22 protein-coding genes are annotated in these 23,949 nt (G+C 72.3%); 13 read left to right on the plus strand and 9 right to left on the minus strand.

Features of this window, described 5'->3' with window-relative positions; translation table 11 throughout:
- Positions 1-175 precede the first annotated feature (175 nt).
- Positions 176-1,156: a helix-turn-helix domain-containing protein gene (locus tag SCAB_RS09585; protein WP_012999867.1), complete on the plus strand. Its 981-nt coding sequence runs from the start codon at positions 176-178 to the stop codon at positions 1,154-1,156.
- Positions 1,157-1,444: 288 nt separating this feature from the next.
- Here SCAB_RS09585 and SCAB_RS09590 read toward each other — a convergent pair whose 3' ends face one another.
- Positions 1,445-2,359, minus strand: a complete 915-nt coding sequence (locus tag SCAB_RS09590) for an IS982 family transposase (RefSeq protein WP_012998283.1) — start codon at positions 2,357-2,359, stop codon at positions 1,445-1,447.
- Between the two features lie 339 nt (positions 2,360-2,698).
- On the opposite strand from SCAB_RS09590, the gene SCAB_RS48995 reads away from it, so the two are divergent.
- From SCAB_RS48995 to SCAB_RS09615, 5 genes are read left to right on the plus strand one after another with little or no spacing between them, the layout of a single operon-like run.
- Positions 2,699-4,534: a sensor histidine kinase gene (locus SCAB_RS48995; RefSeq protein WP_012999869.1), complete on the plus strand. Its 1,836-nt coding sequence runs from the start codon at positions 2,699-2,701 to the stop codon at positions 4,532-4,534.
- Entirely contained in the window at positions 4,521-4,955 is a 435-nt protein-coding gene (locus SCAB_RS09600; protein ID WP_012999870.1) for a roadblock/LC7 domain-containing protein, read from the plus strand. The genes SCAB_RS48995 and SCAB_RS09600 overlap by 14 nt, the downstream gene beginning before the upstream one ends.
- 4 nt (positions 4,956-4,959) lie before the next feature.
- Positions 4,960-5,328, plus strand: a complete 369-nt coding sequence (locus tag SCAB_RS09605; protein ID WP_012999871.1) for a DUF742 domain-containing protein — start codon at positions 4,960-4,962, stop codon at positions 5,326-5,328.
- Positions 5,306-5,908: a GTP-binding protein gene (locus SCAB_RS09610; protein ID WP_012999872.1), complete on the plus strand. Its 603-nt coding sequence runs from the start codon at positions 5,306-5,308 to the stop codon at positions 5,906-5,908. Before SCAB_RS09605 ends, SCAB_RS09610 begins: the two co-directional genes overlap by 23 nt.
- 37 nt (positions 5,909-5,945) lie before the next feature.
- Entirely contained in the window at positions 5,946-6,530 is a 585-nt protein-coding gene (locus SCAB_RS09615) for a GAF domain-containing protein (RefSeq protein ID WP_012999873.1), read from the plus strand.
- A 255-nt stretch (positions 6,531-6,785) separates the two neighbouring features.
- Here the strand turns inward: SCAB_RS09615 and SCAB_RS09620 are convergent, their stop codons facing one another.
- Entirely contained in the window at positions 6,786-8,021 is a 1,236-nt protein-coding gene (locus SCAB_RS09620; protein WP_012999874.1) for an acyl-CoA dehydrogenase family protein, read from the minus strand.
- Positions 8,022-8,786: 765 nt separating this feature from the next.
- Between SCAB_RS09620 and SCAB_RS09625 the strand changes: the two genes are divergently transcribed.
- The 3 genes from SCAB_RS09625 to SCAB_RS09635 all read left to right on the plus strand — a co-directional run bounded on the left by SCAB_RS09625 (position 8,787) and on the right by SCAB_RS09635 (position 10,218).
- Complete coding sequence (locus SCAB_RS09625) at positions 8,787-9,068, plus strand: hypothetical protein (RefSeq protein ID WP_037724479.1); 282 nt, start codon at positions 8,787-8,789, stop codon at positions 9,066-9,068.
- Between the two features lie 74 nt (positions 9,069-9,142).
- Positions 9,143-9,571: a roadblock/LC7 domain-containing protein gene (locus tag SCAB_RS09630; RefSeq protein WP_037724478.1), complete on the plus strand. Its 429-nt coding sequence runs from the start codon at positions 9,143-9,145 to the stop codon at positions 9,569-9,571.
- A gap of 44 nt (positions 9,572-9,615) precedes the next feature.
- Positions 9,616-10,218 (plus strand): GTP-binding protein, encoded by a 603-nt coding sequence (locus tag SCAB_RS09635; protein WP_012999876.1) that lies wholly within the window; start codon positions 9,616-9,618, stop codon positions 10,216-10,218.
- 42 nt (positions 10,219-10,260) lie between these two features.
- Here the strand turns inward: SCAB_RS09635 and SCAB_RS09640 are convergent, their stop codons facing one another.
- The gene (locus tag SCAB_RS09640) at positions 10,261-11,172 is read right to left on the minus strand and encodes an adenosine kinase (protein ID WP_012999877.1); all 912 of its coding nucleotides are present in this window, start codon (positions 11,170-11,172) and stop codon (positions 10,261-10,263) included.
- 194 nt (positions 11,173-11,366) lie between these two features.
- Positions 11,367-11,825: an ATP-binding protein gene (locus SCAB_RS09645; RefSeq protein ID WP_049875678.1), complete on the minus strand. Its 459-nt coding sequence runs from the start codon at positions 11,823-11,825 to the stop codon at positions 11,367-11,369.
- Positions 11,826-12,301: 476 nt separating this feature from the next.
- On the opposite strand from SCAB_RS09645, the gene SCAB_RS09650 reads away from it, so the two are divergent.
- From SCAB_RS09650 to SCAB_RS09660, 3 genes are all read left to right on the plus strand, one after another.
- Positions 12,302-13,177: a helix-turn-helix domain-containing protein gene (locus SCAB_RS09650; RefSeq protein WP_037724550.1), complete on the plus strand. Its 876-nt coding sequence runs from the start codon at positions 12,302-12,304 to the stop codon at positions 13,175-13,177.
- Position 13,178: 1 nt separating this feature from the next.
- The gene (locus SCAB_RS09655; protein WP_012999880.1) at positions 13,179-13,439 is read left to right on the plus strand and encodes a DUF397 domain-containing protein; all 261 of its coding nucleotides are present in this window, start codon (positions 13,179-13,181) and stop codon (positions 13,437-13,439) included.
- Between the two features lie 122 nt (positions 13,440-13,561).
- The gene (locus SCAB_RS09660; protein ID WP_037724477.1) at positions 13,562-14,377 is read left to right on the plus strand and encodes an SAM-dependent methyltransferase; all 816 of its coding nucleotides are present in this window, start codon (positions 13,562-13,564) and stop codon (positions 14,375-14,377) included.
- 76 nt (positions 14,378-14,453) lie between these two features.
- On the opposite strand, the gene SCAB_RS09665 is transcribed toward SCAB_RS09660, so the two are convergent.
- From SCAB_RS09665 to SCAB_RS09680, 4 genes are all read right to left on the minus strand, one after another.
- A complete protein-coding gene (locus SCAB_RS09665; RefSeq protein ID WP_012999882.1) occupies positions 14,454-15,551 on the minus strand; it encodes a LacI family DNA-binding transcriptional regulator in 1,098 nt (365 codons plus the stop codon).
- Positions 15,552-15,885: 334 nt separating this feature from the next.
- Positions 15,886-18,291 (minus strand): beta-galactosidase, encoded by a 2,406-nt coding sequence (locus SCAB_RS09670; protein WP_037724472.1) that lies wholly within the window; start codon positions 18,289-18,291, stop codon positions 15,886-15,888.
- Positions 18,291-20,066, minus strand: a complete 1,776-nt coding sequence (locus SCAB_RS09675) for a glycoside hydrolase family 35 protein (RefSeq protein WP_012999884.1) — start codon at positions 20,064-20,066, stop codon at positions 18,291-18,293. The genes SCAB_RS09670 and SCAB_RS09675 overlap by 1 nt, the downstream gene beginning before the upstream one ends.
- 88 nt (positions 20,067-20,154) lie before the next feature.
- On the minus strand, positions 20,155-21,417 hold the full coding sequence (locus SCAB_RS09680) for an MFS transporter (RefSeq protein WP_012999885.1): 1,263 nt from the start codon (positions 21,415-21,417) through the stop codon (positions 20,155-20,157).
- A 292-nt stretch (positions 21,418-21,709) separates the two neighbouring features.
- On the opposite strand from SCAB_RS09680, the gene SCAB_RS09685 reads away from it, so the two are divergent.
- Complete coding sequence (locus SCAB_RS09685; RefSeq protein WP_012999886.1) at positions 21,710-22,168, plus strand: GNAT family N-acetyltransferase; 459 nt, start codon at positions 21,710-21,712, stop codon at positions 22,166-22,168.
- Positions 22,169-22,366: 198 nt separating this feature from the next.
- Here the strand turns inward: SCAB_RS09685 and SCAB_RS09690 are convergent, their stop codons facing one another.
- Positions 22,367-23,743, minus strand: coding sequence for an FAD-dependent monooxygenase family protein (locus SCAB_RS09690; protein ID WP_037724467.1), 1,377 nt, complete (start codon positions 23,741-23,743; stop codon positions 22,367-22,369).
- Between the last annotated feature and the right edge of the window lie 206 nt (positions 23,744-23,949).

Raw genomic sequence — 23,949 nt, forward strand, 5'->3', positions numbered from 1 at the left:
GCATATTCGGCCACCGTCGGCCCGCGACAGGGCGGCCGCCCGCCGCGCTAGGGTGCCTTTCGGGTCCGACCGGGCGGTAACTACCTTTGATCATCCGGAGATTGAAGATTTTCCCGCCGGGATCCGTAGAGGACCACAGGCAGGCGTTCGGGGCCGGCACCAGGGAGGAGCGGCGTTGCCCGCGGGAAGTTACAGCGTCGAGGCGCTGACCACCGAGGAGGTGAACCCGCGTGAGCGTGCCGACTTCTGGACCGAGCGGATCGGCTCGTACCAGTCCCGGATGGGCTTCGGGTACGCCCGGTCCGACGACTTCCGCGGCGAGACCGTCCGCCAGCGCACCGACACGTACCAGCTGGTGAAGTACCGCTCCGACGAGATCGAGTACACCCGCACGATGCGTCAGGTCCACCGGGACCCGGACGAGGACTACCGGCTGCTGCTCCCCATGAGCGGCGAGATCGTCCTGCGGCAGGACGGCGGCGAGGCCCGGCTGACCCCCGGGACGGCGGCGCTGGTCACCTTCGCGGCGCCCTTCCAGTGCCTCCAGAGCGACGCCATCGACGCGTTCGTCCTCACGATCCCGGCCCGCGAGGTGGACGGGCGGCTGGGCACCCGGTCTCCGGTGGCCAGCGGCCTGGACCTCACCACCGGCCTCGGCCGGATCGTCGGCTCGATGCTGACCGGGCTGCACGAGGAGCGGGAGCACCTGTCCGACGCGGAGTTCAACGCCGTCTCGGACCGGGTGGTGGAGCTGGTGTGCATGCTCACCGCCGGCGACGACCGCCCCGACGCCCCCGGACAGCTGGGCGAGGTGGAGGCCCTGGTCCGCCGCTATGTGCGCGACCACGTGGCCGACCCGAACCTCACGGGTACGGCGGTGGCGCGCGCACTCGGCTGGTCGCTGCGCCAGATCCAGCTGGCCCTGCAGCAGGCCGGGACCACACCCCGGGAACTGATCCGCGAGGAGCGACTGCGCCTGGTCCGGGACCGGTTGCTGTGTGCGGAGTGCGAGCACATGACGATCACGGATCTCGCCTACGCCGCCGGGTTCTCGTCCGCGAGCGCCCTCAGCACGGCCTTCCGCCGACGCTACGACGTGAGCCCGCGGGAAATGCGTCAGAGCGCACGTCGGCCCAACTGCGGCGCCAATCGGTAGAGTTCGGCGAGGAACGTGCGGCGGACCCTCTCCGGGCCAGGGTGTCACACCGGACCGGGCCGCCGATCGATTGAAGTCTAAAGCTTGGTCAAAGCATGTCCGGACCCCCGATATCCCTGGCATTCCGGGCCACCTGGTGTGAATGTTCCTCGGGTACGCGGTGCGCGCCTTGTGCGGCCGAACCCGTTCCGCGCCCGATTCCGCATGCCACAGAAGAAGTTGACACGAGACAGCATTGCGACGGAATGGCGTGAACTAGATGAATGAGTCCAAGGGGTGTCGTTGCGGTCAGTGATCGTAGGCGGTGAGTGACCGTTTGATCGGCTGTCCGGTCTTGTCGTTGTGCCAGATCGCCGCTGTGAGCGCGAGGATCCGGCACAGGACGCGGGCCGCCACCCCTGCCGGGCTCTTGCCGCCGTGTCGTTCCAGGTCGAGCTGGGCCTTGAGGGTCTGGTTGATCGACTCGATGACCTGCCGCAGCGGCTTGAACAGGTGTGCCCCGGCCCGTTCGGCCTCTCCCTTGCGGGCCGGCCGCAGCAACTCAAGGTGACGCTCGGCCAGGTCGTGCTCGAACTCGCGGCCGTAGTAGTTCTTGTCCCCGATGATCGTCTGGCCGGGGCGGGCCGCTGTGACATCGGGCGCGGTGTCGAGCATGTCGCGCAGTGTCTCGCGCTCGTCGGCCTTCGCACCGGTGAGGGCGAACAGGACCGGCAGCCCGCCAAGCGTGCATACCAGATGCAGCCGCAGTCCCCAGAAGTACCGTGAGTGCGACGCGCAGTAGCCGTACTGGGCCCAGCCCGCCAGGTCCGAGCGTTTGGCCGTCTCGCGGGAGCATCCGCAGCCGACCGGGGTGGAGTCGACCAGCCACACGTCATCGCTCCACAGCGAGGTGTCCCGGGCGAGGATCCGGATCATGCTGGTGAGCAGCGAGGAAGCGGCGCGCAGCCGCTTGCTGTAGCCGGACTGCTGGGGCACGTAAGGGAAGAGGCGACCGAAGTCCTTCCCCACACGGCGCAGCCAGCGCCGCTCGGAGGTGTAACCGAGCAGCGCCGACATGACCGCGAGGGTGACCAGTTCGGCGTCACTGAGCGTGGGCGCGATCCCGACGACGGGCCGGTACGGGGCCAGCCACGGCGAAGCCTTCAACTCGTCGTCGATTCGGGCATAGAGTGCCGTTGCGAGGGTGTCCAGGTCTGTCTTCACACACTGACATTGGACGCCCTCGTCCTATGTTCGCAGGCCAACCCTTGGACTCATTCATCTAGGCGCTGCGCGCACTCCCGGCGGACCCGTGGGACGAGGAACCCGCAGGTGACCCGCCACCCGGAGGCCGGCTTTCACAGACTGCCGGGGATCGTGGCGGGGGTGTGAAGAACTGCTGCGGCACCGCCTCCTGAATAGACGGTAGAAAGGCGTCACAGACCCTTGCCGTCACTGACGGCATCTCAGGTGACAGACCTCCCCCGAGCGTCCAGGACCGCTGGTCAGCTGGTTGACGTTCTTCGCTACTCTGTCGCGTACTGGCTGATCGAGAGGACTCCGATGCCTGAACCCCCGCCCTTCGCAGCGACCCCGGAACGCGGTCGGCCGGATGCGACGGCTCCCCCGTCCCGGCACCGGCACGGAAAGTCCGGGGCGTCGGATTCCGCGAACTCCTCCTCGGTCCAGCCACGGTTGACCCGCCTCGCCGTGCTGCCGGCCGCCGTCATGGCCGGAATATCCACCGCCGTCACCGGCACGGTCCTGCGGCTGCAGGAGGGCACGGCCGACGGCGCCACCTGGGGTGTGCTGGCGGGCGGCGCGGTCCTCGGGTGCGGCTGCCTGGCCGGGGCCGTGCGGGCGGCCAGGTCACGGGCCAGGTCCGACGCCAAGCGCGCCGAGTCGCTGCGGCGGACCATCACCACCGGCAACTGGGCCCTCGAAGAGGACCTGACCCGGCTCAAGCGCGGCGAGCCCTTGCTCTCGCGCGGGTTCGCCTACCAGGCCGCGCACGCCGAAGACCCGTACCAGAAGCTGGAGTACGACGTCACGGAGGCCCAGCACCGGGCGCGGGAGGCGCTCGTCTGGGCGGCGAGCCACTTCCAGGCCGCCTCCGACGACAACAGCGACAAGGTCGAGGTCTTCGTCAACCTCGCCCGTAGGCTGCAGTCGCTGGTCCACCGCACCATCCGGGAACTGGACGACCTGGAGAACCAGGTCGAGGACCCGGACCTGCTCCGGCGCATCTTCGGAATCGACCACCTGGCGACCCGAATACGCAGGCACGCCGAGAACCTCGCGGTGCTCGGCGGGGCGATCTCCCGTCGCCAGTGGACCAACCCGGTGACGCTGACCGAGGTGCTGCGGTCCTCCATCGCCGAGGTCGAGCAGTACTCCCGCGTCAAGCTGGTGCCGCCCATCGAGGGCACCCTGCGCGGCCACGCGGTCGCCGACGTCATCCACCTGCTGGCCGAACTGGTCGAGAACGCCACCATGTTCTCCCACCCGGACACCCAGATCCTCCTGCGCTCCCGCCGGGTGACCGCCGGCATCGCCATCGAGGTCGAGGACCGCGGCCTCGGCATCCCCCAGGAGGACCAGGACCGCATCAACACGCTGCTCGCGGACCCGGCCCGCATCGACGTCGCCAAGCTGCTCGCCGACGGCCGGATCGGACTGTTCGTGGTCTCGTCGCTGGCCCGCAGGCACGGCATCGCGGTCCAACTGCAGGGCAACATCTACGGCGGCGTCCAGGCCGTCCTGGTGCTCCCGCAGGGGCTGCTGGGCGACGAGGAGGGGCACACCCCCGTCCAGGCGCCAGCCCAGCCACCGGTCCAGGCGCGCCCGGCCGCGCCCCACCCGGTCCAGGCACAGCACGCCGCGCCCCACCCGATGCAGGCCGGTCCCGCCGCGTCCCACCCGATGCAGGAGCCCGCGCCCGCCTGGGAGGCCAGGTCCCCCGCGCCGCCGCCCGGCGCCGTACCGCCGCACGGGGGCGCCCCGGCGCACTCCCACGCCGGTCCCCCGGCCGGTGCGCCGCAGCGGCCGGCCGCCCCCCGGCCCGCGGCGGCCCGGCACGAGCGGTCCCAGCCCGTCTCCGGCGCACGGTCCGAGTACCGGCCCTCGCCCGGCTACGAGGGTCCGGCGTCGGGCGGGTCCGCCCGGCCCGTCCTGCCCAAGCGCCGCGCGATGGAGCACCTGGCACCCGAGCTGCGCCAGGGACCTCCCGCGCGCCCCGAGACCCACGAGCAGGACCTCACCTTCAGTCCCGGCCTCCTGGCCGGTATCAACCGAGGCTTCGGTCTCGCCGGCGCGACCTCCGACGCGATCCCCGTCGACGACGCGCGCTGGGCCCCGCCCCGACCGCAAGGAGAAGAACCCCACCATGGTGAGCGATAGCCACCCCACCGGACAGAACATCGACTGGCTGCTGGACAACCTCAAGAAGACCGTCCCCGGCACCCGGCAGGTCCTGTTGCTGTCGTCCGACGGCTTGAGCAAGGCACATGTGGATCTGAGCACCGACGACGCCGACCGGCTGGCGGCGATAGCCTCCGGGCTCAACTCCCTGGGCCGTTCCTTCGGCCACGACAGGGTGCTGGGCAACGGCGGCACCGTCCGGCAGGTCATCGTGGAACTGCACAACGGCATCCTCATCGTGGCCTCGGCCGGCCACGGCGCCGTGCTGGCGGTCACCGCGGACGCGACCACGCACACCGAGACGCTCGGCTACGAGATGGGCATGCTGATCCGTGCCGTGCAGCCCTTCCTCGCCACGCCGGCCCGTCGCCCCAACGCGCCGTCCGGCGCGGGGATGTGACGTGATGACGGACGAGCTGTTCCTGGACGAGGAGGCGGGACGCTTAGTCCGGCCCTTCACCGTCAGCAACGGGCGCACTCGACCCTCGACGTCGTTCGACCTGCTCACCCTGGTGATGGCCACCGGAGTCCGGCCGGCCGCCGACCTCGGCCCCGACCACGACCTGGTGCTCGGCCTGTGCCTCAGGCCGGTTCCGGTGGTCGAGGTGGCCGCGCGGATGAACCTCCCGATCGCCGTCACCAAAGTCCTGTTGTCCGACCTGGTGCAGCACGAGGCGCTCACCGCACGGGCGCCCCGTGCGGTCGAGGCGGCCTCCGCCGCCAACCGAAATGTTTTGGAGGCGGTGCTCAATGGCCTACGCGCACGGCTCTGACCCCTTCCCGACCGCCCTGAAGATCCTCGTGGCGGGAGGGTTCGGGGTGGGCAAGACGACCTTCGTCGGGGCGGTCAGCGAGATCGCCCCGTTGAGCACCGAGGAGGTCATCACCACGGCCAGTGTCCGCACCGACAGTCTCGACGGGGTGGAGGAGAAGTCCACCACCACCGTGGCCATGGACTTCGGCCGGATCACGCTCGACTCGGAGCACGTCCTGTACCTGTTCGGCACCCCCGGACAGGAACGGTTCTGGTTCATGTGGGACGAGCTGTCCGACGGGGCGCTGGGCGCGGTGGTGCTCGCCGACACCCGCCGGCTCGACGCGTGCTTCCCCGCGGTGGACTTCTTCGAGGTGCGCCAGATCCCGTTCGTGGTGGGCGTGAACGAGTTCGACGGGGCGTACCAGTACTCCGTCGAGGAGGTGCGCGACGCCATCGGCCTGAAGTCCAACGCGCCGATCGTGTTCTGCGACGCCCGGCACTGCAGCTCCGGCACGGGTGTGCTCGTCGAACTCGTGCAGCACCTGCTCGGCATGACCCCCGGTGTGGCGACGTACGAGCCACCCGTGCTCCGTTGATACTTCTCCAACTCGGCCTACCGCGAACGGAGTTCCGATGAACAGCCCCTATTCCTCCTATGAGCCGCCGCTCGACCGCCTGCTCCTCACTCCCGAGGATCCGGCCGGCCCGCAACGCGCCGCCAGGCTCGCCCAGCTGGGGCTCGCCAACGTCCCCCGGGCCGAGTTCGACGCGTTCGCGCGCCGGCTGGCGCTGGAGCTGGACGCGCCGTACGCGATGGTCAACTTCGTGGACGACAAGCGCCAGTTCTTCGCCGGGCTCTACACGCCGGACGCCGGGCCGGTGAACATCGCGCAGGGGCTGGTGAGCGAGAGCTCGATGAGCCGGGAGATGCGCCTGGACCACGGCTTCTGCCCGCACACCGTCAAGCGGACCGCGGCGCTGGTGCTCGACGACGTCTGCGACTACCCGAGGTTCGCGGGCAACCCGGTAGTGGACGAGATCGGCATCCGCTCCTACATGGGCGCACCGCTGGTCGACACCCTGGCGGGGATGAACCTCGGCACGATCTGCGTCGTCGACACCGACTCCCGCACCTGGGGCCGGCAGCGGCTGGAGATCATCAAGCACATGGCACAGGAGATGTCCGACCAGATCCACGCGATCGCCTCGGGCCGCTGAGCCCGACCCGGAGGCCGCCGGTCCCCGGGTCGGGAACAACCGGACCGGCGAGCACCCACCCCCCGCACACACGAAGACCGCGGACACGACACCGTGTCCGCGGTTTCTCCGCGTCCGGGACTCGGCAACGCCGACGGGCGGGCGCCGACGGCCGATCCGCCGCGCGAGGCTGTGCTCGAACCTCCCGGCGCCGCCGCCCGGCCGTGACGTGCGAGGGCTCCCCCGTGGACCCTCGGGTGCGTCCGGCCGCCGGGGTCAGACCAGTTCGCCGACCGGGACCGGTTCCGGCTCCCGTGTCTCGGGCCGGGGGGTGCGGACCAGGTCGGCGAGGCGTTCGGACCACTGGCCCTTGTTCTCGCCGAGTGCGAACTCGCCGAGTCGCAGGCCCTGGATGTCCGAGGTGCCGGCGGGGGCGTAGATGTGGAACGCGTCGCGCAGGTAGCGCTCCACCGGGCGGTCGGTGAACAGGCCGCAGGCCGCGTGGATCTTGACGGCCGCCTGGGCGGACTCGATGGACGACTCGACGTTGAAGAGTTTCGCGGACATCAGCTCGATGTCGCAGGGCCGCCCCTGGTCCAGCAGATGCGCGGCGAGGTAGGCGCTCTGCCGCGCGAGGGTGAGGCGTTGCAGCATCCGCCCCAGCTCGATCTTGATGTTGGGCAGATGGCCCAGCGGCTTTCCGTAGCGCTGTGTCTCGGCGCAGTACCGCGCGGTCTCCTCGAACACCGCCTGGTGGATCCCGAGCGACACCGCCGTCAGGTTGAGGCGGCCGTAGAGGACGGACGAGGAGTAGGCGACGGCCAGCCCCTCACCCTCCTCGCCGAGCCGGTTGGCGGCCGGCACCCGGCAGTTGTCGAAGACCAGTTCCCCGAAGCTGAACCCGTGCAGCCCCATGGAGGGCACCTGCTCGGCGAGGGAGAAGCCGGGCCGGTCGGACTCGACGAGGAACGCCGTCATGCCGCCGGAGCCCGGCCCGGTACGGACGACGACACCGTGCACATCGCCCACATGGCTGTTGCCGACGAAGATCTTGCGGCCGTTGAGGAGGTAGTCGTCGCCGTCCCGGACCGCGCTGCTCTCCATGCCGGCCACATGGCCCCCCGACCCCGGCTCGGTGACCGCGATGGTCGGCAGCACCTCTCCCGCGGCGATTCTCGGCAGCCAGTGGCTCTTCTGGCTGTCGTCGCCGAAGTGGACGATCTTGGCGACTCCCAGCTGGGACGCCTGGACCATGGCCCCCATCGCGCCGCTGACACGGGACAGTTCCTCGATGATGACCGTCTTGGCGAGGTGGCCCGCACCCATCCCTCCGTGGACCGGGTCGATGGTGGCACCGATCCAGCCCTGTCGGGCGATCTGCCGGGAGAGCCCCACCAGTGCGGTGCGGGAGGCCTCCATCTCGGGTATCAGCGGCCGCACCACATGCTCGGCGAACTCGCGTACGCGCTGCCGTAGATCCTCGTGTTCCTGGGTTGTGAAGACGTGTTCCACGCCGAGCCCTTCTGAGCGTTACCCCGCGCCCGGGGGAGACGCGGTGGCGGTGCGTCAGCCGTGGTTCCGGTGGGAGACGGGCCGACCTGCAACATGGTCTACAAATCAACCTCTAACGCCAAGATCGTTAAGAGGGTTTGGCCGAAAGATTGACAGTTGAAATCTGAACGTAAATGTGAGACGGGAAAGGGAAGTTGTCCACATTTTGATACTTTCCAAGCCGAACTTGCACGGCCTCCCCGACCCGACTTCGGGCAGGCATCGGCCGGACCACCAGGCACCCCCGCCCGGACAGGGCTTCCCTCAGCGCTGTGCACCCCCAAATACCAAACTGACACGCCGTCCGGACAGGTTTGATCAAGGTTACACATATTTCAAGCCACCTCCGCAAGCGACGAATGTGGCTGGACCGTGGCGATTCGGAGACCCTGCCGTGTCGACAAGTATCCATTCGGCGCGATTGACGGAAGCGAGGGTTCCGCCGAACGCCCCCGGACCCGCCAGGGCACTTTGCGTACGAGCCGTCAAGTGACGGCTCCGGACGCCAAGTTGCGGTCCGGAGTCTGCTGACGACGGGGCTCGTGTCCTGATACCGTTCCGTCCGCCCGCTGATACCCGCCGCCGTGTGTCCCCTACGGGAGCACAGGGCTGCCGGGCGGCGCCCCCACCGCCGTCGGACGTTCGCTGTCGTACGAGGAAGCAGATGCCAGGCACCCTCCCCCGCATCGGCCCCACGCGCGACACGACCGCGACACGGCGGCCCCGATGAGCGGTGACACGCCCCGCACCGAGGCCGTCGGCCCGCACCGCCTCCAGGGCCTGCCCCGCCGGCCCCGCAGCACCTCCGCCGCGCCCACCACCGCCGTGGACGCGGCCGGGGCTCCCGGAACGCACGACGACACGGACGACACCCTCTCCCCGGAGGCCCTGGCCCGCGCCATGACGGCGATCCGGCGCGGCTCGGACCGCGCCCGGCTCGCCGGACCGGACGACACCGACGGCGCCGACGGCCGGCCGGCACCACGGCCCGGCCCCGACGCCGCCTGACGGGCGCTCCCCCCGGCGCCCCGACGAACCGGCGCCCGCCCCGGCGCCGACCGACCGTGAGGAACACGCACGACATGACAGAGCAGGAACGAAGCGGTCCCCAACTGGACTGGCTGCTGGACGGGCTCGTGGAGCGCATACCCGAGATCCGCTGCGCCATCGTGCTGTCCGGCGACGGCCTCCTCATCGGCAAGTCCAGGGACATCCGGTTCGACGACGCCGAACACCTGTCCGCGGTCGGCTCGGGCATGCACAGCCTCGCCCGGGGTGTGGCCCGCCACTTCCACGGCGGCGAGGTCCAGCAGACGGTCATCCAGATGGAGCGGGCGTTCCTCTTCGTCACCGCCGCGGGCCGGGGCGCGCGGCTGGCCGCGATCGCCTCGGAGGAGGTGGACGTCGGGATGATGGCGTTCGAGATGGGCACCCTGGTCAAGCAGGTCGGCAAGTACCTCAGCGCCGCGCCCCGTGCGGAGACCCCGTCCGAGTACGTGCAGGACGCGTGAGCCGCCGCGGCGGCCGGGCCCGGAACTCGTCGAAAGGGTGATGGATGGTGTCCGTCAGCTCCGAGACCGTCGTACCCACCGCCCTGAAGATCCTCATCGCGGGTGGCTTCGGGGTCGGCAAGACCACCATGGTCGGCGCGGTCAGCGAGGTGACCCCGCTGGCGACCGAGGAGCACATCAGCGCGGCGGGCCGGCGGGTGGACGACCTCAGGGGTGTCGAGCGGAAGGTGTCGACCACCGTCGCCCTGGACTTCGGCCGCATCACCGTCTCCCCCGAACTGGTGCTCTACCTCTTCGGGACGCCCGGCCAGGACCGTTTCTGGTTCATGTGGGACGACCTGTGCAGCGGCGCCCTCGGGGCCGTGGTCCTCGCCGACACCCGGCGGCTCGACGCCTGCTTCGCCGCGGTCGACTTCTTCGAGTCGCGCTCCATCCCCTTCGCGGTCGGCGTCAACTGCTTCGACGGCCGCCGTGAGGCCGACACCGAGCAGGTCCGCCAGGCCCTCGACCTGGCGCCCACCGTCCCGGTCCTGCTCTGCGACGTGCGCCAGCGCCAGTCCGGCAGGGAACTGCTGCTGGCCGTGCTCGGCGCGGCCCGCCGGAAGATGGAGGCCCGGCTGGTCGCGGCGGGCCTCAGGCCGGGCTGAGCGATCCGGCCCCGCGGGACCGCCGGAGGGCCGGGCCCGGGCTCAGCGGGCCGGCTCCCCGGCCCGGGCGAGGAGCTCCGCACGGCTGACGGAGTCGGTGCGGGTCGAGGGGACGGTGCAGGCATGGGCGCCCGCGATCGCCCCGTAGAGGGCGCAGCGGTGCGGCGGTTCGCCGGTGAGCCGGCCGAAGAGGTAGCCCGCCGCGAAGGCGTCCCCGGCGCCGTTGGAGTCCACGACCGGTGACGGCGGGGTCACCGGCGGGACGTGGCTCAGTGCGCCGTCGACCAGGTGGTACGCGCCCCGCGCCCCGTCCGTGGCGACCACCGTCCGCGCACGGCCCCGCTCGGTGATCCGGCGCATGGTCCGCTCCGGGTCCGTGAGCCGGGCGGCGGACAGGAAGACCAGGTCGGCCGCGTGGGCGTACTCCTCGTGGTACGGGTCGGAGCCGTCCCAGTCGTGCAGGTCGGTCGAGACGGGCACGCCCAGCTCGTGCAGCAGGGGCAGGGAGGCCGCGCACGGCTGGCTGATGGAGACGTGGACGTGACGGCTGACCCGGGCCAGGGCCCGGACCGCGTCCGGGGGCAGTTCGTCCACCTGCTGGCTGCGGCTGCCGTCGTACAGGGAGCAGCGGCGGCCGTCCGGGCCGACCAGGTTCACCGCGCGCCGGGTGCCGCCGGGCAGGGGCCCCTCGGTGAGCGGCACGCCCCGGTCCCGGTGCAGGGCACGGACCAGGTCGCCCTCGTGGTCGTCGCCGAGGAGGTCCAGGTGGTGGGTGCGCAGGCCGAGAGCGTGCGCGGCCACCGCCAGGAAGTCGCCGGTCTGCCCGGCCCGGGTCTCGATGGCCGGCACCAGGTGGCTGTCGGCGAACGGAAGCGGCAGCTCGGGGACGTAGACGATGGTGTCGACGCCGGCCCCGCCCAGCACGAGGACATCGATCTCGGACTCGGTGCGCAACGGGCCTCCAGCGGCGAGGGGTTCGACTGTGGAGGCAGCGTACGTCCGGGCGGGCCGGTGGGTGACCGGAGCGGGATTCCGGTCACCCGCACCGGCCCGCGGGGGCCGGGCCGTGGGCCCGGCGGGGGGTTGGGCCTTGGGCCCGGCGGGAGGGGGGCCGTCAGCCCGGCGGGAGGGGGTGGGAGCAGGGCCTGCTAGGTCCAGGAGGGATCGCTCATCGGGAGGGCCTCGTTCTCGTGCGGAGCCGTCGGAGGGGCGGGCTCGGGGGTTTCCCGGCCCTCCGACGGCAGTTCTGCCCAGACGACACGACCGGACCGTTGTGGGGTGTCGCGCACCCCCCAGTCGCTGCTGAGCATGCCGACCAGCATGAGCCCACGCCCGTTCTGGTCGTCGGGGCCCGGTCGACGCCGGGCCGGCTGTGTGGGACCGCCGCTCTGGTCCTCGACCTCGACACGGAGCCGACGGCCGGTGAAGTGCAGACGGCACACGATCCACTCGCTGTCCGTGTGGGTCAGGGCGTTGGTGACCAGCTCGGACGTGATCAGGAGGACGTCCTCGGCCGTCTCCGCGGGCACCTCCCACTCACCGAGCAGCTCGCGCACGGTTCTGCGCGCCTCGCCCGCCGACGCGGGCACCGCGGGCAGTCCGAACACGCCCGCTCGGTGCGGTTCGTAGGTCTCTGGTCCGAGGGGTGGGTACATGGTCGGGAGTAACCGGTCCGTGGAGGGGGGGAGAGTGGGCGGAGCCATCGCCGTAAGCCTTTCGTTGGCCCTTCGCACCGGAGGGGCACCGGTGCCACGGCCGTCTCGCCGCACGCCGCGAGCTGTGGCAACTCATGGCGGACAGCGCTGAGTTGCGGCCACATCTCCCCCAACCTGGCCGCGCAGCTCCGGTGTTGCCGAAGCCGTGACGGTACGTCCACTGTGGCATCCGCGAACAACACCTCGCAACCAGCAAGTTGAAATTTGCATTTTGCGGGACGCATGTCGTCGCCGTTCGAGCCAAGATCGTGTCAGACTGCGCACTCGAAGCGACTCGCACAACAACGCGCAAGCCTTGAACGAAAGTGCGCAAGAGCTGTAAGGCAGTTCGACATGACCTCAGTGCTCGGCGTGAGGGGGTGGTGGGCGTGACCGCGGAAACCGAGTGGGGCGGCGCGCCCTCGGTCCTGCGCATGATCCTCGGCAGACAGCTGGAGGAGCTGCGCACACGCGCCGGACTCACGTTCGAACAGGCCGGCGAGGCGATCGGAGTCAGCCATTCCACGATCCGCCGCCTGGAGGCCGCCAAGGTCGCCCGGCTCCGCCTCCCGGACGTCGAGAAGCTGCTCCAGATCTACGGTGTGCGGGACCAGCAGGAGATCGAGACCTTCCTGAAGTCCGTCCGCGAGGCCAACAAGCGCGGTTGGTGGCACACCTACCGCGACGTGCTGCCCGACTGGTTCGCCGCCTACCTCAGCCTGGAACAGGCGGCGCTCCAGATCCGCGCGTACGAGGCGCAGTTCGTGCACGGTCTGCTCCAGACCGAGGAGTACGCCCGCGCCCTGCTCGGCGCAGGGAATCCGCACGCCGCCGCCGAGGACACCGAGCGGCGGGTGGCGCTGCGGATGCGGCGCCAGGAACTCCTCACCCGTGCCCAGCCGCCCCGGCTGTGGGTGGTGATGGACGAGACCGTGCTGCGCTGGCCGGTCGGCGGCCCGGAGGTGATGCGCGCCCAGATCGACCATCTGATCGAGCTGAACCGGCTGCCGCACGTGACGGTCCAGCTCATGCCGTTCGACAACGGCCCGCATCCGGCGATGCGGGCCGGTGCGTTCCACCTGTTCCGGTTCAGGGCCCCGGAGTTGCCGGACATCGTCTACCTCAATGGTCTGGTGGGCGCCGTCTACCTCGACAAGGGCGACGACGTCGTCGTCTACCGCGAGGCCCTGGACCGGCTGGGCGCGCAGTCGGCGCCCGCCCGAAAGACCGAGGCCCTCCTCGGTGCGCTACGCAAGGAGCTCTGACGTGCACCACCCCGTACCCGACGGAGTACACGACGACGTCCGCAACGGCATGCCCGCCCGCGAACTCGGCAGGCAGGACTGGCACCGGCCCTGGAGCGACGACGCCGGCGGTGCCTGCGTGGAGGTGAAGAAGCTCGCCGACGGCCGGGTCGCCGTACGCCAGTCGACCGACCCGGACGGGCCGGCGCTGCTGTTCACCCCGCGTGAGATGACCAGCTTCCTGGCCGGTGTGAAGGCGGGCGAGGCCGACTTCCTGCTCTGACCTGCTTGCTGCCACACCTCGTTGACGCACCACCTGTTTCGTCGGCGGGTTCCTTCTCTGCCGAACCCCCGGCACCGCCCGACCGTACACATGTATGACACGACCTGATGGGAGGGACGGCGTTGCCCGACAACGGATGGCCGGCCGACCGGATCGACACCGAGCACGCGCACTCGGCGCGTATCTACGACTACATCCTCGGCGGCAAGGACTACTACCCGGCCGACAAGGAGGCCGGTGACGCGATGGCGCACGAGTGGCCCGCCCTGCCGGTCCACATGCGCGCCAACCGCGACTGGATGAACCGCGCGGTGCGCTGGCTCGCCGAGAAGGCGGGCATGCGCCAGTTCCTCGACATCGGAACCGGCATCCCCACCTCGCCCAACCTCCACGAGATAGCCCAGTCCGTGGCCCCCGAGTCCCGGGTCGTCTACGTGGACAACGACCCGATCGTCCTCACCCTCTCCCAGGGATTACTGGCCAGCACTCCCGAGGGCAGGACCGCCTACATCGAGGCCGACTTCCAGGACCCGGAGACCGTGCTCGGCTCGGCCGAGTTCGCGGAGACCCTCGACCTGGGCAAGCCGGTCGCGCTCACCGTGATCGCGATCGTCCACTTCGTCCTGGACGAGGACGACGCGGTCGGCATCGTCCGCCGACTCCTCGAACCGCTCCCCTCGGGCAGCTACCTGGCGATGACCATCGGCACCGCCGAGTTCGCCCCCGAGGAGGTGGGCCGCGTCGCCCGCGAGTACGCCGCCCGCGACATGCCGATGCGGCTGCGCACGATCGACGAGGCCCACGAGTTCTTCGACGGCCTCGAACTCGTCGAGCCCGGGATCGTCCAGGTGCACAAGTGGCACCCGGACGGCACCGGCGAGGAGAACATCCGCGACGAGGACATCGCGATGTACGGGGCGATCGCCCGGAAGCCGTGAGCCAGGCGCACCCCTCTCCCCCGGCCCGGCCTTCTGTGCCGGGCCGGGGGTTCCGGCACAGGGCGCCGTGGGCGCGCTACCCCGCCGCCGCCGTGCTGTCCCGGACGATCAACTCGACGGGGACGACGGGGTCCCGCTCCGGCTCGTCCGCCGTCGGCTCCGGGCCGTCGAGCTGTCGTAGCAGCAGCCGCAGCGCCATCGTGCCGATCGACGAGTAGTCCGTACGGATCGTCGTCAGCGGCGGCAGCAGATGCGCCGCCTCCGGGATGTCGTCGTAGCCGACGACGCTCACGTCCTGCGGGACCCGGCGTCCCGCCTCGTGCAGGGCGCGCAGGAGGCCGAGCGCCATCTGGTCGTTGGAGACGAAGACGGCGGTGACGCCCCGGTCTCCCGCCAGCCGGCGGCCCAGCTCGTAGCCGGAGTCGGCGCTCCAGTCCCCGACCAGCGGCTCGTGGACGCGCGCCCCGGCCCTCGTCAGGGTCTCGCGCCAGCTCGCGGCGCGCCGGTCGGCGGAGGTCCAGCCGGTGGGGCCCGCGATGTGCCGGACGGTGGGGTGGCCGAGGTCCAGCAGATGTCCGGTCGCCAGCCGGGCGCCCGCGGTGAAGTCCGAGGAGACCACCGGGGTGCCGTCGCCGAGGCCGTTGTCCAGCATCACCAGCGGGGTGTCCGGGCGGGCTCGCGCGAGCGCGGTGGCGACCGGGCGCTGGGGGGCGATGGCGATGATGCCGTCCGCGCCCTCGGCCGACAGCCGGTCGACCGCCTCGACGACGGTGTTCCGGTCCGCCGTGTCGAGGGCGATGGAGCTGACGAGGTAACCGGCCTTCTGGGCGGCCGTGTTGATCGCGGTCAGGGTGGAGGCGGGGCCGTAGCGGGCGGCGTCGAAGGAGATCACGCCGAGCATGCGGGTGCGGCCGCTGGCCAGGGAGCGGGCGCTGCGGCTGGGGCGGTAGCCGAGGGTGCGCATCGCCTCCAGCACGGCCTGTCTGGTCTCCGTGCGGACGGCCGGGTGGTCGTTGAGGACGCGGGAGACGGTCTGCTTGGAGACTCCGGCGAGGCGGGCGACGTCGTCCATCACCGGGCGGGAGCCGGCGAAGTTGCGGCGGCTGCGGGTGCGGGTGGGTTTGGGGGCGGGGGGAGGCTCGGCCGCGGTGCCGTCCGTGGTGCTGGGGGGCATGCGGCTGTCTTCCTGTCCGTGAGGGGGCTGGGGTGGTCCGGTGCGGGGTGGTGGGGCACAGGATAGGTGCGGGGTGGTGGGGCGGGGGTTCTCCCTCAAAGGGCTGCGCCCCTTGGCCCCCCAGGCGTCCGTCCGGTGGGGGCTGGTCGCGCAGTTCCCCGCGCCCCTGAAAGGCAGGGGCTGCGCCCCGAGCTTTTCAGCGCCGACACCGGCCACCTTCAGGCGCGCAGGGGCCTGGGCTTTCAGGCCCGCAGGGGCCTGATGCTTCTAGGGGCGCGGGGAACTGCGCGAGAAGCCCCACCGGGCCCGCACCCGACAACGCACCCCCACGAGGTCAGCCGGGACGGAGGGGCCACGTTCGGTGGGGGGTGCACTCCGCTCGGGTGATCGTCGCCGGGACGGCACGGTCGCCCGGCCGGCCCGGCACGTGCACCGGTGCCCCCGCGGGCAGCGGGAGCACCCGCAGTTTCAGGCACCGGCCCGGCCCGGAGGGCAACCGGTCGAGGCCGATCTCCCAGACCCGGCCCGAGTAGAACTGGTCGGCGACGAGACGACCGCCCACGTAGGCACGGGCCACGTCGCCGGTCCAGTGGAGACGGAGCAGGGTGCCGGGCGGCACGTCGTCCGGCACGTCGACGGTGTACTCGGCGGCCACCGTGTCGAAGTACTCGTCGGCCGGCACGCTCGCCCGCCCCAGCACACCCGCCGTGACCGGAGGCGCCTCGCCCGGGGGCCGGATCAGCGTGAGGGGCAGCGCGCGGGGCGCGGCGGGCCGCCCGTCCTCGTCCGGCACCACGGTGTAGCGGACGAAGACGCCGTCGGCCGTCTCCTTCACCACCGCCCCGGGCACCACCGGGGGCCGCTCGGGAGCGGGCAGGACCGCGAACGACGGTTCCGGGGCCGGGCCGTGGAGGCGTACCTCGTCCGCGGGGGCGTCGAAGACGACCCCACCGCCGGACCCGCACAGGACCAGCCGGTCGGCGCCCCAGGCCCGTCCCCGGTACACGGTGCGGGCCGTGGCCGCGTCCAGGACCAGGAGACCGGCCCGGCCGCCGTCGGCGGTGTCGACCTCGACCAGGGCGTCCGTACCCGGCCGCAGGCCCGTCACCAGAACACGGTCACCGACGGTGGTGACCTCGCCCGAGGGTGCGGAGAGCGTCGTCACCGTACGGACGTCCAGGGCGAGTTCGGGGGCGATGCCGTCGGTCGCGGCCAGGACCAGGACCGTGCGGCCGCGGCCGTCGTCGACCGTGCAGACGGGCTGCGCGGTGGCCCACTCCAGCCGCAGTCCGGCGATGTCCAGCCGCAACGGCCAGCAGAAATAAGCCCCTTGGGGGATCGTGACCGGTTCGCTCGGCAGGGACAGCCCCCCGCCGGGTCCGTCCGGGAACTCGACCGTGAACGTCGTCCCCGGGTGGTCCGGCAAGGGCTCGTGCGGCTGGTGGTTGTTGACGAAGAGGAAGCCGGACCGGTCGTCACCGCGGACCGCCCACCGCAGGGTCTCCCGGTCGTCCTGGCCCGTCGGCCGCCGCTCGGGCAGGACGGAGGCCATCGGGGCGAGAAGCGGGCCGAAGTCGGCCAGCAGCAGGTGCTGGAGGCGGAGTTCGTCGTAGGACGCGCGGTACTGGCCGTACTCGCCGAGGGGGGCCTGGAAGTCGTAGGTGAGGACCGGGAGGTCGTTGGGGTAGCCGGTGGCGTGGGACTCCTGGAGGGTGGTGCGCTCGCCCTGCGGGTTGGTGCCGCCGTGGAACATGTAGTAGCCCTGCCAGACCGAGCCGGAGCCGAGCTTGGTGAGGGCGAGGGCGCCGACGTCGGCGGCGTCGACGCGCGGCCGGCGGTGGTAGGCCACCGCCATGCCGCCGCCCAGCTCGCAGGTGGCCCAGGGGAACCGGCCCGCCTGTTCCGCCCCGTCACGGCCGTGTTCGCGCGTCGGCCGGAGGTCCGCGCCGATGCCCTCGTCGTCGCGCTCGTGGGTGAAGAAGAAGTGCGTGCGGCAGGTGCCGGGCCAGCCGCCGTCCGCCTCGGTCCAGAAGGCCTCGGGGTAACCGCCGTACAGGGGCAGGAGTTCGTCGGGCGGCAGCCGTACCCCGCCCCAGGCCGTCGACGTCCACAAGGGGGCCGACAAACCGGCCGTCTGGGCCGTCCGTTTCAGCGTGAGCAGATGGTCCGGCCGGTCGTACAGCTCGTTCTCGATCTGGATCGCGACGACCGGACCGCCGTGCGCGCGGTCCAGGCCGCGCAACTGCGCGGCGATCGCCGCGAACCAGGCGCGTACCGGACCGAGGTAGGCCGGGTCGTCGGTCCGGGGGGCGTCGGTGCGGGCGAGCACCCAGTCCGGCAGGCCCCCGTTCCGTACCTCGGCGTGCACCCAGGGGCCGATGCGGGGGATCAGGTCCAGGCCGTGGCGGGCGCAGAGTTCCGCGAAGCGCCGCAGGTCCCGGTCGCCGTCGAAACGGACGTCGCCCTCGATCTCCTCGTGGTGAATCCAGATGACGTAGGCGGCGACGGCCGTGACCCCGCCCGCCTTCATCTTGAGCAGCTCCTCCTCCCACTCCCCCGCCGGACAGCGGGAGAAGTGGAACTCTCCGGAGACGGGGAACCACGGGCGGCCGCCCCGTGTGAGCCAGCGGCTGGTGACCTCGACGGGGTCGGGCACGCCCGGCGCGTCGGCGAAGGGCAGGTGCCCGCGCAGGGGTGGGTCGTCGAGCCGTGGCAGGCGCACGCGGAGCGGCCGCTCCATCAGGGCTTCACCGGACCCAGGTCGGGGACGTCGGTGAACTCGGCGCGGGAACTGGTCGTGGCGTTGAGTTCCAGCAGGACCAGCTCGTTGGCGCCGGGGCGCAGGACGGGACCCGGGACGTACAGGGTGCGCTGGGGGCCCCGGTTCCAGTAGCGGCCGAGGTGGAAGCCGTTGATCCACGCCTGGCCCTTGGTCCAGCCGGGCAGCGAGAGGAAGGTGTCGGCGGGGGTGTCGATCTCGAAGGTGCCGCGGTGGAAGGCCGGGACGGTGACCGGGGCCGCCTCGGCCGGGGCGAACGGGACCGCGGACAGGTCGGCCAGCGGGAGCCGGTGGGTGTCCCAGCCGTGCAGGGCGGTGCCGTTGAAGGTGACCGGGCCGAGCAGGCCCTTGGCGGCGCCGATGCGGGGGCCGTAGTTGACGCCGCCCATGTTCTCGACCAGCACGTCGAGGGTGGCGCCGACGCGCGGGACGCGCAGGGGCAGGGTCTCGTCGTGCCGTTCCCGTTCCAGTACGCCGACGGGGGCGCCGTCCACGAAGACCTGGGCGCGGTCGCCCACACCGCCGTCGAAGTGCAGCAGACCGTCACCCGCCTCGGGGAGGGTGGTGCGGTAGAGGGCGTAGCCGGAGCGCTGCCCCAGCTCCTCCATGGTCGGCGGCCGTTCGGTGCGCTCCGCGGCGGCGGCGAGGCCGGTCGCGTACGGCAGCAGCAGAGCCCGGTGGTCCAACTCCACGGTGATCCCGGTGAGTTTGGGGGCGGGCGCCGGGGCCGGCTCCTCGGGGACCGGCGCGTGGCGGGCGATGACCTCACGGAAGGCGTGGTACTTGGGGCCGGGGTCGCCGGACTCGGTGAGGGCGGCGTCGTAGTCGTAGGAGGTGACGATCGGGGCGTAGCACTGGTCGTGGTTGGCGCCGTTGGTGAAGCCGAAGTTGGTGCCGCCGTGGAACATGTAGATGTTGACGGAGGCGCCGGCGGCCAGCAGCTTGTCGAGGTCGGCGGCGGCGCTCTCGGCGTCCCGGACGTGGTGCTCCTCGCCCCAGTGGTCGAACCAGCCGATCCAGAACTCCGAGCACATCAGGGGCCCTTCGGGCATGTGCGCCCGCAGCGCCGCCAGGGACTCCTCGATCTTCCCGCCGAAGGTGGCGGTGGACAGCACACCGGGCAGGCTGCCGGCGGCCAGGTGGTGGCCGGAGCCCGCCTGGTCGCAGGTGAAGAGCAGTTCCTCGACGCCCCGTGCGCGCAGCGCCTGGTGGACGTGCTTGAGGTACGCGGTGTCGTCGCCGTACGCCCCGTACTCGTTCTCGACCTGCACGGCGATGACGGGGCCGCCGTTCGCCGCCATGTACGGCAGCAGCGGGGGCAGCAGGATGTCGAGGTAGCCGTCGAGGGCGTCGGTGAAGCGGGGGTCGCTGGAGCGCAGCCGGATGCCGGGGTCCGAGGTCAGCCAGGAGGGCAGGCCGCCGCCGTCCCACTCGGCGCAGATGTACGGGCCGGGGCGCAGCAGGACGTGCAGGCCCTCGGCGCGGGCGAGGCTCAGATAGCGGGGCAGGTCGAGCAGCCCGTCGAGGACGAGCGGGCTGTCGGGGTCGGGCTGGTGGAGGTTCCAGGGGACGTACGTCTCCACGGTGTTGAGGCCCATCAGCCGGGCCTTGCGCAGCCGGTCGGCCCACAGGTCGGGGTGGATGCGGAAGTAGTGCATCGCGCCGGAGACGATCCGGAACGGTTCTCCGTTCAGGAGGAAGCCGTCGGACGACGTGGTCAGAGCGGGCGTGCTCAAGGCTGTTTCCCTTCGGCGGGGTGTACGGGGGGGTGCGGGGACGGTCCGGCGTACGGGCCGGGCGGCGGGGCGGTCGCCCGCGGCCCGGCTACGGTGCGGGGGAGCGCACGGGCGAGGGAGAGGGCAGGGGCGAGAGAGAGGGCAGGGGCGAGGGCGGGCGGGTGGCGCGGATCAGCCACAGCGTGGCCAGCAGGCACAGGGCCGACACCGCGCCGAGCAGCAGCGGGACCGCGCGGACGCCGGACCACTCGATGGCCTTGCCGAGCGCCGGGCCCGCCGCCACTCCGCCGATCATGGAGGCGGCGATGACGAGCGCTCCTGCCCGCCGGGCCCGGGGTGCGGCCGCGTTCAGCCAGGGCAGGCCGGTGGGGAAGATCGGTGCGATGAACAGGCCGACTCCGGCGTAGGCGTACGGGGCGAGCGCGGGCACCGAGGCCAGCAGCAGGCAGACCGTCATGCCGGCGCAGGACACGGTGATGATCGTCCGGGGCGAGTGGCGCAGGGCGAGGGGGGCGGCCAGGAAGCGGCCGGCCGTCATCATCAGCCAGTAGCCGGAGGTGGCGGTCGCCGCGGCCCCGGCCCCGTATCCGACCGCCTCCAGGTGCGTGGGTTCCCAGCCGCCGACACCGGCCTCGATGCCGACGTGCAGGACGTAGAGGGCGACGAACACGGCGAGCACCGAGCCGAGGCTCCGGGAGAGGGGCGAGCCGCCCGCCGCCGTGCCGGTCGTGCCGGGGACCGGCTGGGGCACCTGGTCGCGTACGCCCCGCAGGCACAGCAGCAGCGGCAGGTTGGCGGCGGCGAAGGCGAGGAAGAGCGCCGGGTAGTGCTCGGCGCCGACGGCGGCGACCAGGGCGGGGCCGAGGATGGCGCCGACCCCGAAGTGGGCGTTGAGGATGTTCAGCATGGCGGTGGAGCGGTGGCCGAAGCCGACGGCGAAGAGCTGGTTGAGGCCGTAGTCGATGCCGCCGAAACCCAGTCCGGCGAGCAGGGCGGCGACGAGCGCGACGGGCCAGGTCGGGGCGAGCGCGAAGCCCGCCGCGCCGAGGGCCATCAGCAGGTACGAGGAGCCGAGCAGCAGCCGGTTGCCCAGCCGCCCGTAGAGCCGGTCGAAGACCAGGACGCCGGCGACCCCGCCGACGAAGTGGGCGCTGAGCCCGAGGCCGGCGGCCGAGGGCGACAGCGCGAAGTCGTCGCGGAAGGCCGGGATGGAGGGCCCGTAGAGCGCCTGGAGCGCGCCGATGAGGACGAATCCGCCGCACGACGCGACCACGGCGGCCGGGCTGAAGACCCGGCTCTCCGGGGTCGTGCGGACGGGCGTCACCTCGTGCGCGGTCGATGCTTCGGGCACGCCGGAATCCACCTCTCCGTGACGGGAACCCTCGAAGTGTTACCGGTAACATCACCGCAGTCAAGATCTCCGGCGGGCTTGAGTGCCGGGGCTGGTGCGGAGGTGACGGGTGGGGTGCGGGGGACGCGGGAAAGGTGGCCGACGGTCACGGGACGCCCCCGGCGAAACCGGATGGCCGACAGTGCCGGACCCGTGATTCCATGCCGCGGTGAAGATCGGGAACGTATCCGGTGGTAGCGCGGCCCCCCGGGTCCGGTGTCGCGTCGAGGAGGATCTCGACGGGTGTGCCGGGGTGCTCGCGGAGGTGCACGGGCGTGACGGCTACCCGGTCGACTGGCCCGAGCGGCCCGGCGCCTGGCTGAGCCCTCCGGCGCTCCTCGCCGCCTGGGTGGCGGAGCTGGACGGCCGGATCGCCGGTCACGTGGGCCTGGCCCGGAGCGGCGCGGGGGACGCGGCACCCGGGCTGTGGAGCGGGCGTACGGGGGTGGGCGCCGACCGGACGGCCGTGATCAGCCGGCTGTTCGTCGCTCCGTCCGCGCGGGGCCGGGGGCTCGGCGCGGCGCTGCTGGCCCGCGCGGGCGCCGAGGCCCGGGGGCGCGGGCTGCATCCGGTGCTCGACGTGGTGGCGTCCGACACCGCCGCGGCGGCGCTCTACGAACGGCTCGGCTGGCAGTTCCGGGCCACGGTCGAGCAGCGGTGGGGCCCGGACCGGACGGTGGCCGTCCGGTGCTACGCGGCGGCGCCGGCCTGACCCGCGCGGGACCGCGCTCCCGTCCGGCCACCGCGCGAGGGGGAAGCGCGGGCGCGCCCGGGAGCGGATGCCGGGCGCGCCTTGCCCGAGGGCGGGTCGGCAGACGTTCTGTGCGCTGTCGACCAGGCGGAGCGAGCCGGATCTCGTCCCCCGTCAAGGGCCGGGCGGCACCGCTCTCCGCATGCCTCGCGCCCCGCCTCATTCCCGCGTCATCGGCGGTTCGGCAGGCGTCTCCTTGACGGGCCCGAAGAGGACCGCCCGCGCCACCGCGGGGGCCAGCAGGGCGCCCAGCGGCTCCCTGAGGGAGACGACGGAGCGGAAGGCTCGGCCCACCGCCGGATCGCCCGGGACCCGCTCCCGCACCCGCCGCAGATACCAGCCGGCGACACGGTCGGCGGGGCGGCCCGCGACCGCGTTGCCGATCGCCCCGGGCATCGCCTTGTCCGCCCCGGCCGAGATGTCCCACGCCTGCCGCGACGCCGCGAGCAGCGCCCGTTGCACCCTGCGGGTGGTGGGCGTCCGGCGCGGGTCGGCCAGCGCGTCCCGCAGGGCGACCGCGCCCATCGCGGCGACGGCCATGCCCTGCCCGTAGATCGGGTTGAAGGTGCACAGGGCGTCGCCGGTGGCCAGGAAGCCGGCGGGGCGGCGGCCCGGCAGGTCGTAGCGGCGCCGCACGTTCGCGGTGCGCCGGAAGCCGGAGACGGGCGACAGCGGCTCGGCGTCCCGTATCCAGCGGTGCACCACGGGATGCGGCAGCCGCTCGGCGTACGCCTCGAACTCCTCCTCGTCCGTGGACGGTTCGTCGCCGCGCAGACCGGAGAAGGTGGCCAGGTGGGTGCCGTCCTCCAGCGGGACGACGACGGCACCGTACGGCTGCGTGGGGTCGGGCACGACATGGAGGCCGAGGGTGCCGGCGGCCGGGCCGTCACCGAGGGTGCCGGTGGTGTCGCGGTAGACGCGGGAGGCGTAGGCGAGCCCCGTGTCGATGATCTCCTCGCGCGGGGCCTGCGCACCGAGGGCGGCCAGCCAGCGCGGCGCCTTCGTCCCGCGGCCGGAGGCGTCGACGACCAGATCGGCGGCGATCTCCCGCTGTTCGCCCCGGGCCCCGTCGCCGCGCTCGCGCACCAGGACGCCCCGCACCCGCGCGGCGTCCCCGGTCAGGCCGACCGTCTCCGTCCCCTCGACCAGGGTGACCGACGGCTCGGCGAGGACCCGGCGCCGCACCAGCCCCTCGATCTGCGCCCGCGACCCGGTGTGGATGTGGGTCGAGGCGGGCATCCGCCGGAACCAACGGCCGCTCTGGAACGCCGCCATGTCCGCCGGCATCCCGACCCGGGGCGCGCCCGCCGCCGTCAGTTCGGCCATGAACCCGGGCAGCAGCGCGTCGAGGGCGACCTGTCCGCCCTCCAGCAGGACGTGCGGGTGGCGGCCCTGCGGCACTCCCGGCCGGGACGCCGCTCCTCGCGCGTCCCCCTTCGGAAAACGGTCCCGTTCCACGATCGTCACCCGCTCCGCGTGCCCGACGAGGGCCCGGGCGGCGAGCAGCCCCGCGAGGCTGCCCCCGACGATCACCACGTGCCGTCCCGCGGATCCGGCCGCCCCCGCTGAGATCGAACGGCCTTCCGTCCGTATCGAGTTCACCGACCGCACCCCTTTCTTTCCGGAGATCCATCTGATGCACAGCAGTATCACCGTGGCCGGTGAGCCTCCGGGTCGGCACACCGGAGACGGGACCGGGTCCGGCCCGCCCACCGAACGCGACGCACCGGTGACTCTGGGTG

It is taken from the genome of Streptomyces scabiei 87.22 (assembly GCF_000091305.1).
Lineage (GTDB): Bacteria > Actinomycetota > Actinomycetes > Streptomycetales > Streptomycetaceae > Streptomyces > Streptomyces scabiei.